Genomic DNA, 17,080 nt, shown 5'->3' with positions numbered 1-17,080 from the left:
GGCGCGTAGGCGCTGGCGTCTACGACTACCCAGGCGCGGGATCTGCCGCGGGCCACGTCTACGATGCCGGCCACGTCGGTGACGGCGCCCAGCTGGGGGTGTGCCGCGGGGAGGGAGACGAGGCGCGTTGTGCCGTCCACCAGCTCCTGGTACTGCCAGGCGGGTGCTTCCCCGGTGCCCAAGTCCGCGTGTGCTTCACGCACCTGAACATTGGCGGTGTTCAGCGCCGCAGTGATTTCAGGTCGGTCAAGCGGGCTGACAACGAGCGTGGAATCTGACCTGAATTGTGGGCCCATCGCTGCAACGAGTGCTGAGTACAGTACCGGCAGATTCGGGCCGAGCACCACGCATTCCGCGCCGGCACCGACGAGATCCGCTACCGCGTGACGTGCCCCTTCCAGGAGGTTATCTGCCTCCGGTCGCCCCAGTGTTTTGAGCGAATGCGACCCGGTGTGTCCCTCTGGTACGGGTACGGAGGGGGCTAGACGGAAGGAGCGTGCTACCGCTGCGGAGACGCGCTCCGGGATCTGCGGGCAATCGTGTGCGTTGAGGTACGTCCACCCGTCAGACAGGGAGGTGTACAGGCCACGCACGCTGGCGACATCGTATGCCACTGACCCACTCCTTCCCCACATTCTTTGAGGTTCTTCTTGCGGGGACTTTCCATACCTCGCTATACATTCGCAATAATTATGCCTGCCAGTGGTGCGCTGCGCATCATCGCCCCCGTATCCGGTTTTTTGGCAGCTCACGCTAGGGTGATACTCGTGCACGACAACAAGCAATTGCTTGCCGACGTCTCCCGCATGACGTCCGGCCCCGACGACAACACCCCGGCATCCACGTCCCAAACCTTTGGTGCGGCAGCCCGTGATCTTGCGCGCGGATGGGGCCAGTATGAACTGTGGCTCCAGCTCGGTTGGCAGGACATCAAGCAGCGCTACCGCCGCAGTACCCTGGGTCCGCTGTGGATCACCATTGCCACCGGTGTGATGGCTTTGGCGTTGGGTTTGCTGTACTCAATGCTGTTCCAGATTTCTGTGCGGGAGTTCCTGCCACACGTGACGGTGGGTTTCATCGTGTGGGGTTTCATCTCCGGGTGCATCAAGGACGGCTCGAATGTCTTCATCGAGAATGAGGGGCTGATTAATCAGCTGCCCTCTGCCCTGTCGGTGCATGTGTATCGCCTGGTGTGGCGTCAGATTCTGTTCTTCGCACACAACATGGTCATTTGGCTCATCTTGGTGCTGGTCTTCCGGCTTGATCTCGGCTGGAAAGCGTTGTTGTTCGTTCCTGGGTTTGCACTGTTGGTGCTGAATGGGGTGTGGGTGACCATGCTGTTTGGCATCGTCGCTACGCGTTTTCGTGATGTGGCGCCGCTGCTTGAAGCTTTGGTGCAGCTGCTGTTTTATGTCACGCCGATCGTGTGGACCACGGAGACCCTTAAACAGCAGGGTGGGGATGTGGCGCAGCGTGCCCGTATTGCTGAGCTCAACCCGCTGTACCACTACCTTGAGATTGTTCGCGCGCCCCTTATTGGCAAGGACGTGGCTGCTTACCACTGGTGGATTGTGCTCGCGTTCACTGTTGTCGGGCTGCTGGTCGCGCTCGTTGTCATGCGCCAATGGCGCTACCGGGTCCCCTACTGGGTGTAACGGCGTCACCGCCACAGAAAGGATTTTCGGATGGTATCCATTGACACCTACAACGCCTGCGTTGACTTTCCTATTTTTGACGCCAAGTCCCGCTCCCTTAAGAAAGCCGTGATGAGCTCCGCCGGCGGCGCGATTGGGAAGAATGCCTCCAACACCGTCGTCGTCGAAGCGCTCAAGGACATCAACCTGCACCTACGTGAAGGCGACCGCGTGGGCCTAGTTGGCCACAACGGTGCCGGCAAGTCCACGCTGCTGCGCCTCCTGTCCGGGATCTACGAGCCCACCCGCGGGGTTGCGGACGTGCGGGGCCGCGTCGCCCCCGTCTTCGACCTGGGCGTGGGCATGGACCCGGAGATCTCCGGGTACGAAAACATCATCATCCGTGGCCTCTTCCTCGGTCAGACCCGCAAGCAGATGAAGGCGAAGATCGATGAGATCGCGGAGTTCTCTGAGCTGGGTGACTACCTGAATATGCCCCTGCGCACCTACTCCACCGGCATGCGCGTGCGTCTTGCCCTGGGTGTGGTCACCTCCATTGAGCCGGAGATCCTCCTGCTCGATGAAGGTATCGGCGCCGTCGATGCCGCATTCATGGCCAAGGCCCGCGTCCGCCTGGCGGAGCTGGTGGAGCGCTCCGGCATCCTCGTCTTCGCCTCCCACTCCAACGACTTCCTGGCCCAGCTGTGCAACACCGCCTTGTGGATTGATAAAGGCCAGATCCGCCAAGCCGGGCTTGTGGACGACGTGGTGGAAGCCTACGAAGGCCCCGAAGCCGGCCAGTACGTCCGGGACCTTCTCACCCGCTTCGACGAGGACGACTCCACTGCCTAAAACGCCTACCTCCGGCGCGTGGGCTCCTGCCCACCGTGCCAGTCGTGGAAGTGCCGGCGGTGGGTGTCCAACAGCGCATCGTCGTGGTGGAACTTCGCGTAGTACTCCGGGTCGACGTGCGTGGCCTGAGTGTAGATGCCGGTGACCACGCTCGGACTCTTGCCGGGGAAGCGGCCGTCACGTTCAGTGACGTCTTCGACGACGCTGATGAAGTAATCAATTTGCTCGTCGGTAAAACGCTGCACCTGGGAAGTGATGCCGCGCTGATCCTTGTACGGGCCAACCCCTGTATCGAAGATGCCGGCCGGGCCAAACTTGCGCGCCACGAAGGTTTCCACCGCTTCGCGGGAGGTGGCAGAGAACGGGGCGGCGAGGGTTTCAAAGTAGCCGGGTAGGCCCACAGGGTTTGGAACCTTCAAGGGACCAGCTTGGGTGTAGGTGAACCCAAAGCCCGGTACTCCTTGCTCTGCGAAGCCGCCCAGCAACGCGTCGTGGTTAATGCCCCCGAACAGCCATCCGCCGAGGCCAGCAGCCTGCAGTGCGAGTTGTGCGTTGTACGGGATGAGGCTGAGTTCGTCGTGGCTGAGGGTGCTCACCGATGCCTCGAAGTAGGACAACGGTAGCTTCGCCTCCGGATTGAGCAAGCCCTGCTCTATGAGCTTTTCTGGCTTGCCGACGGCGGTGTCGGTCACCTCATCCCACAGCACGAACCCTTCTCCAGACAGCATGGTGAGGAGGTTGATGGCGCTCTCTGTGGCGTCGATAATCGGCGCGATCAGCGTAGTACCCGGCTGGAGCGCTACCCAAAAATTGTGCTTATTGACAAAAGTGTGGTCAGGCGGAAGGCGCACAGGCTCGTCTGAAAGCTTGACCAGGTAGTTCCGTGCGTGACCCACGAGCTCTTCAAGGTCGCGTGATGCAGAAATCTCCGCTACCTGCTCGGAGGTAAGGCTCCTGGTCTGGGAGATGTAGGTGCCGGAATCATCCGTGATCAGGATCTCACTAGACTCCATGCCTGCACCCGACGGTGTAGTGCGTCCGGTATAACGCACGATATAGTTTGCCCCCTTATCCGAGTCGCCGGAAGCGGTGTGTGGCATACCGAGGTTGAAGCCGGTCACCCCGATGGCCGCGAAGGCAAGAAGTGCGCGTTCGTCGTCGCTAAGCGGATAGGGCTCAAAATTCGACGCGTATGCCAAAGGGCCATCTGGAATGGTCATGCCGAGACCGAAGCGCCGCGAACGGCGTCCGACGAGCGCTTCAAGCAGACCGAAGTCCTTTGCGGACTGCGGAATGGTCACTGTTTGTACGTCAGGGATCGTAGTGGTCATTTTCGCTCCCGTTCTTCGCTGTGTGTGAGTACTCGTCAGTTGTTCGCGCGTTCAAGGGTGGCGAAGGTCTGCTTGGAGAATTCTTCTTCAACCTCCCAGTACTGCACATTCACGTTGGAGGCACCGAGCTGGTGGAGCGACTCGTGCAGAGGACCGTCGCCCCAGTTCTTTGCACTTTCGAGGGTGTCGAAGAGGTAGAAGGACGCTGCGAGGCCTTCGCCGGGCTTGGTCGTCCACACCTTCCAGATCAGGCCCGGCAGCTGCTGCAGACCCGGAACGCCCTGGGAAAGACCCTCGCGAACCTGCGGGTCAGAGAAGTCGTTGGGGTTGTCGAAGGTGACGGAGAGAATGGTAGACATGTTGTAGTTCCTTTCGGCTGTTTACTTATAGACCGCTCTGTCTTGATAGCCTACAAGAAACCGTACTAAGCGGTCTATTTTTGCGAAAGCACCCGCTCCTAATCCCCCGATTTACGCAGTACACAACGTGAATATAATACAGACAGCTCGGTCCACTAGTTCTCCTCGGTTCGCCATGAAAATCATGGCGGCCCCTAAATATCAGGGAGCACTATGATCTATGTCGTCTTTGGCGCAGTGGTCGCGCTATTCATCTCCTTGTGCATCATGACAACGGGGTACCTCATCCACGTTTCCTCTACACAGAGGGTGCTTTCTCCATACCGTTTTTTGGTCGTGATGGTTTTGCTAGCACCTGTTTTTCTCATCTACGACGTCCTCAGCGATGGGATGAGTAGCGGGTTTTTCAACTATGCGGTCAGCGGCTACTTAATCACCGTTGTCATCATCAGCGCCCTCTGGCGCAACATCGGTGACAATCCCGGTGGGGCACGGACATAGCAGCGACCATGTCTGGTGCTGGCGTGGACGCGTGGCAGAATAGGGCGCATGAGTTCCGCCGCTGAAAGTCCTCGTGACAACGCCGAAGCCAACGACGATGCAACGTTGAATCCGCAGGGCACAACGGCGGCGGTGATCGTGACGCATAAGCGGGTGGAGCTGCTTCGGTATTCGTTGGAGCAGGTGGTCCAGCAGACGCACCCAGTGGACTGGGTGGTCGTGGTGGATAACGGTGCTGAGGATGCGGTGCGCGAACTCCTCACTGAACTGGCGGGCGATAAAGCGGTCTACTTGCCGTCGCGGACGAACCTGGGTGGCGCGGGCGGTTTTGCCTACGGCTTCCTTCACGCTTTGGCCCTGGGTGCGGATGCCATTTGGTGCGCTGACGATGATGGCCGCCCGGCCGACGAGCATGTTCTGGAGACGCTATACCGGGTGGCGCAACGCGAGCAGCTCGCGGAGGTTTCCCCAGTGGTGTGCAACATCGAGGACCCAAATAGGCTCGCCTTCCCCCTGCGCCAGGGGCTGACATGGCACCGCCGCCGGGATGAACTTGAGGGGGATTTCCTGCCCCACTACGCCAGCTTGTTCAATGGTGCGCTGATCAGTGCGAAGGCGATGGAACGTATCGGTGTGCCGGACTATCGGCTGTTCATTCGGGGTGATGAGGTGGAGTACCACCGTCGATTAGCCCAATCCGGCATGAACTACGGCACGGCATTGACCACGGCGTACCTGCACCCGGACGGTTCGGCGGAGTTCCACCCGATCATGGGCGGCCGCGCGCATGCCCAGTGGCCGGATAATGATTCGAAGCGGTATTTCACCTACCGCAACCGCGGCTACATCATCAACCAGCGCGGCATGCAGAAGATGAAGCTGCAGGAACTCGTCCGCTTTGGTTGGTTCTTCCTCATTCAGCGTCGCAGCCCGGCGGAATTCAAGGAGTGGCTCAAGCTCCTACGCATGGGCGCGAACGAGGACTTCCAGCGACCGGGGGCGGGTTCGCGTTAGCGGGTCGGGGGTTCGTCGATAAGCACGCGCGGTGGCTCGTTGAAGATGAGCACGCGCTGCAACACAAAGTTGGTCACGGTGGCCACGCCTTGAGCGATGACGAAGGACACGCCGTCCTTCCATGGATCGACCAGGCCCAGCGCGATGAGCGGAGCATCGGTGACCCAATACAGGAACGTTTGCACACCCAGGGTGGACAAGTACAGCACAAAAACGGCAAGAGCACGCTTGCCCGTAATCTTCGCTTCGAACGTGAACTTCGAGTTCAACAGGTACGCTGCGGCGGTGCCAAGGCACCAGCCGAAGATCTTCGCGGTCACCCGATCGAGCCCCACGGCATGTGTGAGCAGATAAGTCAGCCCGAAATCGAGCACCGCACAAAAAACGCCGACGATAATGAACCGCACGAGCTGCTGCTTCGCGCCGGTGGTTGTTTCAGCCTTCGATGACACGCCGGACAACCTTACCTTTCTCACGCGCGCCGCAGAAGTTGGCGGGCGACGCCGTGCTCGAACTACTCGTGCCCGGTGAGATCCTGCAGCTGTTCATTAATGGCCGCAATATCGAAAGGCTGCCCACCAAAATCCCCGTCACCGGCTACGCACAACAAATGCGCGGCACCGGCATCGCGCGGAAAAACATCACTGAGCAAAAGGGAGAACCGCCACAAACCCCAGTGGAAATAGAGAGCGTCCCCGAGTTCAGCAAGGTAATCGCCGACTGTGGCACCCAGATCCAGACGGCCACTGTCATCTTCCTCCCGGGTAAACCGCGCGGGGGCAGAGGTATGGCCGGGGACAGCAAAGGAAATCTCGAGGGCCACCTGCAGGTCCTCGAGCGTGCTGCCCGCATCCACACCGAGGTACCGGATGATCTCCTCATCCGTCCGTTGGGTGGCACAACGAACCAACACCGTGCGTGCACGGATGGCCTGGTCCCCGCGGAGGCAGACACGTGCTGCATCGATATCGACGACAGGCGCCACCTGATGGTGGCGGTGCAGGCGGTGCAGCGTGCTAGGCATGGCCCCAGCCTAATGAGATTCAGGCTGTTGTGGAGCGCGCCTCAAGTTCCGTCGCCGCAAACAACAAGGCGGCACCCCCCGCGCCAAGCAGGGTGTACGGGCGCTTCACTCCACGGCGGCGCAGGCCTTCTGCCATTTTCTTCTCCACCGCAATACCCAGGCGAATACTACCGATGAGCAGTGCAGCACCACCGGCTAGAAGCCCCCAAGTTTTGGCCGGGCTACCCGTGCCGGAGGTGCGCTCGACGGTGGCCGTGAGATCATTACGCGGATCCTCATCAAAAGCATTGAACGCAGCCACTGTCCCCGTGAACGCAGCAGCGATACCCACCCACGACGCCACGCGTGCCGGAGTGGAGTGAACGTAATCCGGCACCGCCGTGAACGCCCCAGCGAACGCCGCCTGGATAAGGCGACCCCCGGTGGTGTTATCCAGCGCGTTGTAGTCAACGCGAGTCTCGCCCGTGATCTCCTGAATAGTCTCCGTCATGGGCGCCATCTTAGCGGGGCCAGCGCAGCCAAGTAGGCTGTGCACATGGCCAATTCCGAAGACACCCCACATATTTCTGCTCAGCTGGTCAACGTGCCACTGGATGATTTCATGGCGCGCCTTATTGCCCAAGAACTTCCCATCCTGGACAGCACGAGCCGAGGCATTGTTTATGACGAATTGCGTGCGCACAAAGAAGCAGGAAAACCGGTGATCACCAGCCAGGAAGAACTCCCAGCGCGCATCCGGGAGATCATGGAGCTCTAGGCCCACCCCAACGCGACTTCCCCGAGTAGGCTTGGGCGTATGGATTTGATCACCACCACTCAATCGCTGCATGGCTGGGGCCGTACCGCCCCGTCGACAGCGCAGGTTCTTGCCACCGCCGACGTTGACATCATTAAGAAAGCAGTGGCTCAGATCGCGGATGAGAACTCCACGCTGCCTGAACACAAGCGCCGCGGCGTTATCGCGCGCGGTATGGGCCGGTCCTATGGTGATCCGGCGCAAAACGGCGGCGGACTCGTCGTGGATATGCAACCGCTCAACACGATTCACTCGATCGACGAGGAAACAGCGATCGTCGATGTGGATGCTGGCGTGACGCTGGACCAGTTGATGAAGGCGGCGTTGCCCTACGGCCTGTGGGTTCCGGTTCTACCGGGCACCCGCCAGGTAACCATCGGTGGCGCAATCGGCCCGGATATTCACGGCAAAAACCACCACTCCGCTGGTTCTTTTGGTGACCATGTGGTTTCGATGGAGCTGCTCGTGGCTGATGGGCGCGTTTTGCACCTTGAGCCGGAAGGCTCCGCCGATGACCCGGACGGCACACTGTTTTGGGCAACCGTTGGCGGCATGGGGCTGACCGGCATCATCCTGCGCGCACGCATCAAGATGACCCGCACGGAAACCGCCTACTTCATCTCCGACACGGTGCGCACCAAAACCTTGGACGAGACAATTGAGGAGCACTCCCACGGCCAAGAAGAGGGTTACACCTACTCCTCTGCCTGGTTTGATGCGATCTCCGCACCGCCAAAGACCGGCCGTTCCACCATCTCTCGTGGTTCGCTAGCCACCTTGGCACAGCTGGAAGAGTACGCGCCGAAGTTGGCTAAGAACCCGTTGAAGTTCTCCGCCCCACAGTTGATGACAGTGCCGGACATCTTCCCCTCCTGGACCATGAACAAGCTGTCCCTCATGGCCATCGGTGAGGCCTACTACCGCATGGGTTCCCCCAGCACGAATGACATTTTGAACCTGACGCAGTTCTACCAGCCGCTGGACATGATCGCGGAATGGAACCGTGGCTACGGCAAGGCTGGCTTCCTGCAGTACCAGTTCGTGGTTCCTACGGATGCAGTGGAACCGTTCAAGCAAATCATCTACGACATTCAGGCATCCGGCCACTACACCGCCCTCAACGTGTTCAAGCTATTCGGCGAAGGCAACCGTGCGCCTCTGTCCTACCCAATGCGTGGATGGAACGTGTGCGTGGACTTCCCCATCCGTGACGGCCTGTACGCCTTCCTGGACCGCCTCGACGATCAGGTCATGGAATTCGGTGGCCGCCTCTACCTGGCTAAGGAATCGCGCACCTCCGCGGAGAACTTCCACAAGATGTACCCAGAGATGGGTAACTGGCTGGAGACCCGCCGCGCCATCGACCCGACCGGGGTGTTCGCCTCCGACATGTCCCGCCGCTTGGAGCTGAACTAGTTCACATGAACGGCTCGGCCCCACAACAAGAAAAGGTAAAAGAACACAATGCTTAACGCTGTAGGACAAGCACAACACATTTTGCTGCTCGGCGGCACGTCAGAAATCGGTCTCGCGATTGTAGATGAACTGGTCAAACGTGGCGGCAAGCCTACCGTCACGCTGGCTGCCCGTGAAAACTCCCCGCGTTTGAATGCGGCAGTGGAGGAAGTAACCTCCCACGGTGCGAGCGAGGTGCGCTTAATCGACTTCGACGCATTTGACACCGCCTCCCACCCGGCTGTGATTGATGCGGCATTTGCGGAAGGTGACGTGGATATCGCCATCGTTGCCTTTGGCACCTTGGGTGACCAGGAAGAACTCTGGCAGAACCAGGAAGCTGCTGTTGCTTCGGCGCAGACGAACTTCACCGCACCGGTGTCCGTCGGTGTGCTGCTGGGCCAGAAATTCAAGGAGCAGGGCCACGGCAAGATCATCGCGCTGAGTTCAGTAGCTGGCATGAAGGTGCGCCGTTCCAACTTCGTGTACGGCGCCACCAAGGCTGGCATGGACGGCTTCTACACCCAGCTTGGTGAGGCACTGCGTGATTCCGGTGTGACGGTGACCGTGGTTCGCCCGGGCCAGGTGCGTACCAAGATGACTGAGGGGCTGGATGAAGCACCCCTGACGGTGAATAAGGAAGATGTGGCTAAGGCCGCTGTGTCCGCTGCACTGGCGGGCAAGCCCAACGTGTTCGTGCATAAGCTCTTCGGTCCGATCTCCCTTGTGCTGCAGCACATTCCGGCGCCGATCATGCGCAAACTCAGTTTCTAAACAAGCCCGCTATCTCGTCTGCTCAATGTCCGTTTAATGAGGCTTTTGTGGGAGACTGTCACCTATGACAGTGCGCCCCGAGGACAACAACGAACCACTCGACACCGCTGAAGGCGGGGTCGCTGTGGCGGACAGTGATGCGGCTGAACCTGGCACGAAAACCAAAACTCAGGACCGTGAGAAGCCGCATTTTCAGGCTTTTGCCCCTGACCCGGTGAGCACGTCGAGCGCCATTGTGCGCTTCGTCGTCGCCGCTGTGGCCGGGGGCTTTCTAGCGCTTCTGGCGTTTTTTGTGTTGAAGCGGGTGACCCTGGCGGCGTTCAACGTGTCTATGGTGACACGGGCGTTGGCCACGGCGGGTTCGCTGCTTGTCCTCATTGTTGTGACTTTCCTGTTGTGGCTGTGGATACAGGACCGCTCGAGCAGTAAGAAGCGGCCCACCTGGCGCCGGCTGCTCACTGAGGCAGTGTGTGGGCTTGCGCCGGCGGGTCTGGTGGTTTCTTCGGTGGCTATTCCGCTGTCCGCCACCAAGCTGTACTTGGATGGCATCCAGGTTGATCAGGGTTTCCGCATCCAGTTCCTTACCCGGATGACGGAGACCATGTCTAACCAGGACATGAACTACGTGGATTTGCCGTCCTTCTACCCCATCGGCTGGTTCTGGCTGGGTGGCCGCATGGCCAACGTGCTGAATATGCCGGGCTGGGAGGTGTACCAGCCGTGGGCGTTGGTGTCTTTGGCGGCGGCGGGTTCAGCGTTGGTGCCGTTGTGGCGCAAGCTCACTGGTTCTTTGCCTGCGGCGACGTCTATTGCATTGGTTACTACCGCGGTGATTCTCACGATGGTGCCGGAGGAGCCCTATGCCGCGGTGGTGGCCATGGGTGTTCCGGCGGCGGCGGTGTTGGGGTATCGGGCGATGTATGGCTCGTGGACGTCGACAATTGCTGTGTCGCTGTATCTGGGTGCGTCGGCATGTTTTTACACGTTGTACACAGGCATTATGGCTGCGACGATGATTGCCTTCGCGTTCATTGCTTTCATTGCGATGGGGCGGGGCAAGCGCACTCTGACACCGTTTGTGCACCTTTTTGTCATGGGTGTCGGTTCGATCTGTATTGCTTTGCTGGCGTGGGGCCCGTACCTGCGGGCACTGTTCACGGCATCTGAGGAGGTGTCGTCGGCGGCGCAGCACTTCCTGCCGTCGCAGGGCACGACGGTTCCGTTGCCGTTCTTCCACCTGACTTTGGTGGGTGTGCTGTGCTTCGTGGGGTTGCTGTACATCATCGTGAGGCACCGTGAGCCTGAGTTCACCGCCCTGGGTATTGCAACAGCCGTGTGTTACGTGTGGGTGGTTGCCTCGATGGTGATCACGCTTGTTGGCACAACGCTGCTCGGGTTCCGGGTTGAGGTTCTCATCGCAGTGCTCTTATCGACGACCGGTGTCCTCGCCCTCATCGACCTCCGCCTCTCCGGTGTTACCCGCCTCTACCCCACTGGATTAAGCGAACGCACCAACCGCACGCTCACCGGTGTGTTTCATGTGGGTCTGGCTCTGGCGATGCTGAGTTATGCGCAGCAGATTCCCGATAAGAATGAGGTCTTCCTGGATCAGGCGTACACCGACACGAATGGTGATGGGCAGCGCGCTGACCGCCGTGAATCCGATGTGGGCCGTTATTACGGGCAGATGCACGAGTTCATTCAAGAGCAGGGCTATAACCCGGTTGAGACGGTGCTGTTCACCGATGAGATCAACTTCCTGGCCTACCACCCGTACCACGGGTTTAATGCCTTTACTAGCCACTATGCAAACCCACTTGGGCAGTTCGTGGCCCGCAATGAGCTCATCGCGCAGTGGGCGCATGATTCCTACGAGCAGTTGCAGGACCCCAAGGCGATGACTGCAGCGATTGATGCCGCACCGTGGCGGGCACCCGATGTGTTCATCTTCCGCGGTAGCGAGAAGGACCAGGATGCCCCCTGGAAGACGCACGTGGCTCACGATATTTTCCCCAGTGAGCCTAATATCCGCTACCAGGGCCTCTTCTTCAATCCGGATGCTTTTGATTCAGCGGATTGGACGACGAAGCAGTTTGGTCCGTTCGTGGTGGTGGTCCGTAACCGATGAGTAGGCAGAACAATACGCAGAAATATACGCAGATGACTCACATTTTGAACGAGATACGTCAGCCCCAGTCGATAGAGGAAAGGATTCCTCTCATCGCGCTTGTATCGGGGCTTTTAGCCTTCATTTTCTTCTTTGCTTTGCCGTTTTTGCCGGTGAAGCAGGTGCAGTCTTCTTTCGATTGGCCGCAGGATGAGAATTTGTCCGCGGTGAATGCACCGTTGATTTCCTTGGCGCCGGAGAAGCTGGACATCACTGTCCCATTGGCAGTGGTGGATGCGATGAATCCGGGACAGACCACGGTGTTGTCCACGTTGCCGGAGGATTCCACGGAAGCTGTGGACCGTGGCTTGTTTGTGAACGCCCCGGAGGATGGCGGGATTAATGTATCCACGCTCAACGAGGTGATTTTTGAGCTGGATGCGGACGACGTTTCGCAGATGCGTGACGGTTCTCTGCGCATCACGGCCGATGGTGACATGGTGCGCGTTGACGCGCCGGGCACCAAATATGACACCACAATCAAAGATGACATGCGCCCGCAGGTCACCGGCATGTACACGGAGCTTTCTGCAGAGAAGGCCCAGGAGCTTGTCGACGCTGGCCTGACCGCCCATGTTGAAATCAACTCCCGCTTCACCTCCTCCCCGTCCGTTATCAAGTGGATGGCGATGATCCTGGGCACTCTGTCTGCCGTGGTGGCGTTGTGGGCGCTGGCACAGCTTGATCTGCGGGATGGTCGCCGCCTGCCGTTGTTGCGCTCAGAGTGGAAGACCTTCAACCCGCTTGATGGTGTTGTGCTGGGTGTTCTTGGTTTCTGGCATATCTTCGGCGCTAATACGTCTGATGATGGCTTCCTGCTCACCATGGCGCGGGTGGCTAATGATTCGGACTACATGGCCAACTACTACCGCTGGTACGGTGTGCCGGAAGCACCGTTTGGTTCACCGTTCTATGACCTGCTGTCCCTTCTGGCGAAGGTGAGTACGGCCTCGGCGTGGATGCGCCTGCCAACCCTGATCGCCGGTATTTGCATCTGGTGGATTCTGTCCCGTGAGATCCTGCCGCGCCTGGGTGAGAAGATTGCTACCCGCCGCGTGGCATACTGGACGGCGGCGTTCATGTTCCTGGCGTTCTGGCTGCCGTATGACAACGGCCTGCGCCCGGAGCCGATCATCGCGCTGGGTGCCATTGCTACGTGGGCCTCCTTTGAGTCGGCGATCAGCTCCCGCCGCCTGCTGCCGGCAGCGATGGGCACTATCTTTGCTGCGTTCACCCTGGCGTGTGGCCCCACCGGCCTCACCGCAGTGGGCGTGCTCCTCGTGTGCTTGCCGCAGGTGCTGCGCATTGTGAACGAACGTCGCGTCTACGCCCCGCTGTCCGCCATAGTTGCCCCATTCCTAGCTGTTGGTTTTGCCGTGATGGTGCCGGTCTTCCACGACCAAACCTTGGCCGCGGTACTGGAGTCCACCTCTGTGCGCTCCTACGTCGGCCCGGCCTTGGAGTGGTACCACGAGTTCGTCCGCTACGCCAACCTCTTTGAGCCTGGCGCGGACGGTTCTTTGGCCCGTCGTTTTGCCATGCTGACCTTGCTGTTCTGCCTGGTTTTGGTGCTATGGGCGCTCACCCGTTGGGACGCGGTGCCCGGCGCGAACAAGGCGCCGACACAGCGCTTGCTGGCTATCTTTGCCATGTCCATGTTCTTCCTCATGTTCACGCCGACGAAGTGGACCCACCACTTTGGTATCTACGCGGGCTTGGCCGGTGCGGCTGCCGCATTGGGTGCGGTGGCACTGTCGGAGATCACGGCGCGTTCCGCGCGTGCGCGGAGCTTCGCGTTGGCTGCTATCACCTTTATTCTGGCGCTGTCTTTTGCCGGCGCGAACGCCTGGTGGTACATCTCCTCCTTCAGCGTTCCCTGGTGGGACAAGAGCGTGCAGGTCAAGCGGATCGAGGCGGCATCGGTGTTGCTGGCCATTACCCTCATCATCGTGGCGGTAGGCATCTACCAGTCTTTCTCGCGCTCGTCGGGCGAGAAGAAGTCGGGTAAGCGCCACAAAGAATCTGACTCTGTGGCCTCGCTCCGTATGCGCCAGGCGATGACAGCCCCGATTGCCGTGGCCTGCATCCTTATCGTCGCCTTCTCCTGCCTCACTTTTGTTAAAGCTTTTGCTACGCAGGCGCCGGCCTACTCCGTGGGTTTGGGTAACTTGCGCTCCCTCAAGGGCGACACGTGCCAGCTGTCTGGCGACGTCTTGGTGGAAGCAAACACGAATGATTCCTTCCTCACCCCAGTAGACGGCGTGCCCCTGGGCCGCTCGCTCGAATCCGGCACGGTCCGTGGCTTCCACCCGGGAGGTGTGCCCGCCTTCATCAACTCGGAGCGCAAGGGTGTGCCGAATATTGGGTCGATGGGGCAAACGCAGGTGGTGCAGGATGCGCAGACAAGCGATGATGCAAACGCTGAGCCGAACGATGAGCAAGCGCAATCGACCTCCCGCACCACCACGCAGGGCAACCGTCCGGCTGAGCAGATCGGCGTCAACGGCTCCACCGTGCGCCTGCCGTTCAACCTGGACTACAACCGCGTGCCGGTGGTGGGCAGCTTCGCGGCATCCACGCAGGCGACCGCGGAACTCAAAACTGCCTGGTACGAGCTGCCTGAAGCCACCGAGGACGCGCCGCTGCTGGTCACCTCCGTGGCCGGACGCATCGCCCACCACGACATCAACGGTGTGAAACAAAAAGGCCAAACCCTCGCCCTGCAGTACGGCACCCGCAATGAGGATGGTTCTGTCAGCGACATCGGTGAGCTAGAAATGCTCGATCCGGGCCCGGCCATCAAGTGGCGTAACCTGCGTTACCCCATCGCTGACCTGCCGGATTCCGCCAACGTGGTGCGCCTCGTCGGTGAGGACATCAACCTCGACCCCTACGAGTGGATGGCTGTGACCCCACTGCGCAACCCGAAGCTGGAGCACCTCACTGATGTCTTCGACGAAGACACCCCCGGCCTGCTGGACTGGACCGTGGCACTGCAATTCCCGTGCCACCGCACCTTCAACCACTACGCCGGTGTAGCTGAGATCCCACAGTTCCGCATCAGCCCAGACGCCCCCGGTAAGGAGGAACTGTCTGACTTCATGGACTTCCTCGGCGGCGGCGCTCTGGCAACATCGGAGGCAGTCAACTCCGCCTACGAGATCCCGGGGTACCTTGACCGAGACTGGGGCCGGGACTGGGGTTCGGTGCACCGCTACACGCTGCGCACCAACTCGCGCGGTGAGGAGCCGATGCCGGCGAAGATTGACTATGAAAAGGTGACACGCTCCGGTGTGTGGCACCCGTCGGACATGAAGATCCGCGACCCGTACGAAAAGACCAGAGAGTAGAAGGAGAACAGTATGAAAGACCTCTACCAAACCGTCAACGGCCCGTGGCTGGACAGCCACGTCATCCCGTCCGACCGTGGTGTGGATGGCACCTTCCACGCGCTGCGCGACAAGGCGGAAGAAGACGTCCACGCCATCGTCGAAAAGGGCGCGGGCCTCGGCAGTGACCTGTACGCCTCCTTCATGGACACCGACGAGATCAACCTCGCGGGCACGTGCCCCCTCGACGTAGACTTCGCGCTTATCGACGTCTCCTCCCCCACCGAGCTCGCCGCTGCCTTTGGCAAGCTGGACCGCACCGGTGTTGGGGCTCCGCTGACCTACTGGGTGGAGAAGGATTCCCTCGGGGATACCGCGGTGCCCTACCTCATCCAGTCGGGCCTGGGCCTGCCGGATGAGGCGTACTACCGCGAGCCTGCCCATGCTGACACGCTGGCCGCCTACCGCGAACACGTTGCGCGGATGCTCGGCTTCTTCCATCCAACGCAACTCTTTGGCGTCGCCCCCATCGAAGCCGCGGAGCGCGTCGTCGCGCTTGAAACGCAGATCGCCAGCCACCACTGGGACGTCGTTGCCTCGCGCGATTCGCTGAAAACGTACAACCCGACCGAGCTCGGTGAACTCCCCGACATCATCCAGACTCTCCTCACAGCCTCCGGGTTGCCGGAGGGGAGGGTGATTGTGATGATGCCGTCGTTCGTCGACAAGCTTGCAGAGCTGCTTATCAGCGTCCCGCTGACCGACTGGAAACTCTGGTCCATCTGGGCCATCCTGCGTTCCCGCGCAGGCGTCCTGCCCGAGGAGGTGGGTGCTACGAACTTCGAGTTCTACGGCACCGTGCTCTCCGGCGCAACGGAGCAGCGCGACCGGTGGAAACGTGGCGTGGCGCTGGCGGAATCCCTCGTGGGTGAGGATCTGGGCAAAGCGTACGTGGACAAGCACTTCCCCGCGGATTCCAAAGAGCAGATGCTCGAGCTCGTGGACTACCTCGTGGATGCCTATGAGCGGCGCATTTCCACCCTGCCGTGGATGTCGCCGGAGACGCGTGAACGCGCCCTGGAGAAGCTGCGCCTGTTCAACGCGAAAATCGGCTACCCGGATACCTGGCGTTCCTATGAGGGCCTTGAGTTTTCCCGCGAAGGCGGTGACCTGGTGGCCAACGTGCGTGCCGGTGCTGCTTTTGAGCATGACTACCAGGTGGCCAAGGTGGGCAAACCGGCGGACCGCAACGAGTGGGTGGCTACCCCGCAGACCGTCAACGCCTTCTACAACCCGGTGGTCAATGACATCACCTTCCCAGCCGCGATCCTGCAGCCACCGTTCTTCGATCCGGCAGCGGATGCGGCGGAGAACTTCGGTGCCATCGGCGCGGTCATCGGCCACGAAATCGGCCACGGCTTCGACGACCAGGGCTCGCGTTACGACGGCCACGGGAACCTCAACTCCTGGTGGACCGACGAGGACCGCGCCCGGTTTGAGGAGCTCACCGCCAAACTGGTCAAGCAGTACGAAGGCCTCGTGCCCAGCGTGCTTGAGGGCCGCGGTGAATCCCGGGGTGTCAATGGTGAGTTCACCCTGGGTGAGAACATCGGCGACCTGGGTGGCCTGGGCATCGCGGTGATCGCTTACAAGAACTACCTTGCCGAACACGGCCTCGACCCGCGTGGCCCGGTGCAAACCTTCCACGCCCCCGGCGCAACAGCGGAGGTGGACGGCCAGGACTTCGACGGCCTGCAGCGCCTCTTCCTCGCCTGGGCACGGGTGTGGCGCACCGCCATCCGCCCGGAAATGGCCGCGCAGTACCTGGCCATTGACCCGCACTC

Annotated in this window: 16 protein-coding genes; 10 read left to right on the top strand and 6 right to left on the bottom strand. The window is 60.5% G+C overall.

Annotated elements, in window-relative coordinates:
• Window positions 1–614, bottom strand: a 614-nt coding sequence (locus tag F4V54_RS07580) for an aminotransferase class V-fold PLP-dependent enzyme (RefSeq protein WP_211359471.1), incomplete at its 3' end; no start/stop codon positions are given.
• A gap of 192 nt (window positions 615–806) precedes the next feature.
• Here F4V54_RS07580 and wzm point away from each other — a divergent pair.
• Both wzm and wzt read left to right on the top strand, forming a co-directional pair.
• Entirely contained in the window at window positions 807–1,655 is an 849-nt protein-coding gene (gene wzm, locus F4V54_RS07575; protein ID WP_150386745.1) for a galactan export ABC transporter permease subunit Wzm/RfbD, read from the top strand.
• A 30-nt stretch (window positions 1,656–1,685) separates the two neighbouring features.
• The gene (gene wzt, locus F4V54_RS07570; RefSeq protein ID WP_034663636.1) at window positions 1,686–2,486 is read left to right on the top strand and encodes a galactan export ABC transporter ATP-binding subunit Wzt/RfbE; all 801 of its coding nucleotides are present in this window, start codon (window positions 1,686–1,688) and stop codon (window positions 2,484–2,486) included.
• 5 nt (window positions 2,487–2,491) lie between these two features.
• On the opposite strand, the gene F4V54_RS07565 is transcribed toward wzt, so the two are convergent.
• Window positions 2,492–3,817: a hypothetical protein gene (locus F4V54_RS07565; protein ID WP_150386742.1), complete on the bottom strand. Its 1,326-nt coding sequence runs from the start codon at window positions 3,815–3,817 to the stop codon at window positions 2,492–2,494.
• A gap of 35 nt (window positions 3,818–3,852) precedes the next feature.
• Entirely contained in the window at window positions 3,853–4,176 is a 324-nt protein-coding gene (locus F4V54_RS07560) for a YdhR family protein (protein WP_034663641.1), read from the bottom strand.
• 213 nt (window positions 4,177–4,389) lie between these two features.
• On the opposite strand from F4V54_RS07560, the gene F4V54_RS07555 reads away from it, so the two are divergent.
• Both F4V54_RS07555 and glfT1 read left to right on the top strand, forming a co-directional pair.
• Window positions 4,390–4,677 carry a hypothetical protein gene (locus tag F4V54_RS07555; protein ID WP_102723686.1) on the top strand — a complete coding sequence of 96 codons (288 nt, stop codon included), beginning with the start codon at window positions 4,390–4,392 and terminating at the stop codon, window positions 4,675–4,677.
• Window positions 4,678–4,725: 48 nt separating this feature from the next.
• Window positions 4,726–5,691: a galactofuranosyltransferase GlfT1 gene (glfT1, locus tag F4V54_RS07550; protein ID WP_150386741.1), complete on the top strand. Its 966-nt coding sequence runs from the start codon at window positions 4,726–4,728 to the stop codon at window positions 5,689–5,691.
• Here the strand turns inward: glfT1 and F4V54_RS07545 are convergent.
• The 3 genes from F4V54_RS07545 to F4V54_RS07535 all read right to left on the bottom strand — a co-directional run bounded on the left by F4V54_RS07545 (window position 5,688) and on the right by F4V54_RS07535 (window position 7,205).
• Window positions 5,688–6,143: a GtrA family protein gene (locus F4V54_RS07545; protein ID WP_034663648.1), complete on the bottom strand. Its 456-nt coding sequence runs from the start codon at window positions 6,141–6,143 to the stop codon at window positions 5,688–5,690. The genes glfT1 and F4V54_RS07545 overlap by 4 nt on opposite strands.
• A 62-nt stretch (window positions 6,144–6,205) precedes the next feature.
• On the bottom strand, window positions 6,206–6,715 hold the full coding sequence (locus F4V54_RS07540) for a hypothetical protein (RefSeq protein WP_052092735.1): 510 nt from the start codon (window positions 6,713–6,715) through the stop codon (window positions 6,206–6,208).
• 19 nt (window positions 6,716–6,734) lie between these two features.
• Window positions 6,735–7,205: a hypothetical protein gene (locus F4V54_RS07535; RefSeq protein ID WP_232218096.1), complete on the bottom strand. Its 471-nt coding sequence runs from the start codon at window positions 7,203–7,205 to the stop codon at window positions 6,735–6,737.
• Between the two features lie 45 nt (window positions 7,206–7,250).
• Here F4V54_RS07535 and F4V54_RS07530 point away from each other — a divergent pair, with 45 nt between their 5' ends.
• The 6 genes from F4V54_RS07530 to F4V54_RS07505 all read left to right on the top strand — a co-directional run.
• On the top strand, window positions 7,251–7,472 hold the full coding sequence (locus tag F4V54_RS07530) for a hypothetical protein (RefSeq protein ID WP_034663650.1): 222 nt from the start codon (window positions 7,251–7,253) through the stop codon (window positions 7,470–7,472).
• Window positions 7,473–7,511: 39 nt separating this feature from the next.
• Complete coding sequence (gene dprE1, locus F4V54_RS07525) at window positions 7,512–8,927, top strand: decaprenylphosphoryl-beta-D-ribose oxidase (protein WP_102723683.1); 1,416 nt, start codon at window positions 7,512–7,514, stop codon at window positions 8,925–8,927.
• Window positions 8,928–8,975: 48 nt separating this feature from the next.
• Window positions 8,976–9,740 carry a decaprenylphospho-beta-D-erythro-pentofuranosid-2-ulose 2-reductase gene (gene dprE2, locus F4V54_RS07520; protein ID WP_102723682.1) on the top strand — a complete coding sequence of 255 codons (765 nt, stop codon included), beginning with the start codon at window positions 8,976–8,978 and terminating at the stop codon, window positions 9,738–9,740.
• Between the two features lie 64 nt (window positions 9,741–9,804).
• Window positions 9,805–11,868 carry a galactan 5-O-arabinofuranosyltransferase gene (locus F4V54_RS07515; RefSeq protein WP_150386740.1) on the top strand — a complete coding sequence of 688 codons (2,064 nt, stop codon included), beginning with the start codon at window positions 9,805–9,807 and terminating at the stop codon, window positions 11,866–11,868.
• Entirely contained in the window at window positions 11,865–15,257 is a 3,393-nt protein-coding gene (locus F4V54_RS07510; RefSeq protein WP_249041256.1) for an arabinosyltransferase domain-containing protein, read from the top strand. Before F4V54_RS07515 ends, F4V54_RS07510 begins: the two co-directional genes overlap by 4 nt.
• Before the next feature lie 12 nt (window positions 15,258–15,269).
• The coding region (locus F4V54_RS07505) for a M13 family metallopeptidase (RefSeq protein WP_150386739.1) at window positions 15,270–17,080 on the top strand (1,811 nt) is incomplete at its 3' end.

It is taken from the genome of Corynebacterium tuscaniense, from assembly GCF_008693065.1.
GTDB lineage: Bacteria > Actinomycetota > Actinomycetes > Mycobacteriales > Mycobacteriaceae > Corynebacterium > Corynebacterium tuscaniense.
The sequence above is the reverse complement of the archived record's forward strand: the minus strand, read 5'-3'. Positions and strand labels throughout refer to the sequence as shown.

Excerpts from the sequence above, each read along its gene's own strand:
- glfT1 (WP_150386741.1), top strand. The coding sequence starts at position 4,726 with ATGAGTTCCGCCGCTGAAAGTCCTCGTGACAACGCCGAAGCCAACGAC.
- F4V54_RS07510 (WP_249041256.1), top strand. The coding sequence starts at position 11,865 with ATGAGTAGGCAGAACAATACGCAGAAATATACGCAGATGACTCACATT.
- F4V54_RS07555 (WP_102723686.1), top strand. The coding sequence starts at position 4,390 with ATGATCTATGTCGTCTTTGGCGCAGTGGTCGCGCTATTCATCTCCTTG.
- F4V54_RS07540 (WP_052092735.1), bottom strand. The coding sequence starts at position 6,715 with ATGCCTAGCACGCTGCACCGCCTGCACCGCCACCATCAGGTGGCGCCT.
- F4V54_RS07530 (WP_034663650.1), top strand. The coding sequence starts at position 7,251 with ATGGCCAATTCCGAAGACACCCCACATATTTCTGCTCAGCTGGTCAAC.
- F4V54_RS07535 (WP_232218096.1), bottom strand. The coding sequence starts at position 7,205 with ATGACGGAGACTATTCAGGAGATCACGGGCGAGACTCGCGTTGACTAC.
- wzm (WP_150386745.1), top strand. The coding sequence starts at position 807 with ATGACGTCCGGCCCCGACGACAACACCCCGGCATCCACGTCCCAAACC.
- dprE1 (WP_102723683.1), top strand. The coding sequence starts at position 7,512 with ATGGATTTGATCACCACCACTCAATCGCTGCATGGCTGGGGCCGTACC.
- wzt (WP_034663636.1), top strand. The coding sequence starts at position 1,686 with ATGGTATCCATTGACACCTACAACGCCTGCGTTGACTTTCCTATTTTT.
- F4V54_RS07560 (WP_034663641.1), bottom strand. The coding sequence starts at position 4,176 with ATGTCTACCATTCTCTCCGTCACCTTCGACAACCCCAACGACTTCTCT.
- dprE2 (WP_102723682.1), top strand. The coding sequence starts at position 8,976 with ATGCTTAACGCTGTAGGACAAGCACAACACATTTTGCTGCTCGGCGGC.
- F4V54_RS07565 (WP_150386742.1), bottom strand. The coding sequence starts at position 3,817 with ATGACCACTACGATCCCTGACGTACAAACAGTGACCATTCCGCAGTCC.
- F4V54_RS07515 (WP_150386740.1), top strand. The coding sequence starts at position 9,805 with ATGACAGTGCGCCCCGAGGACAACAACGAACCACTCGACACCGCTGAA.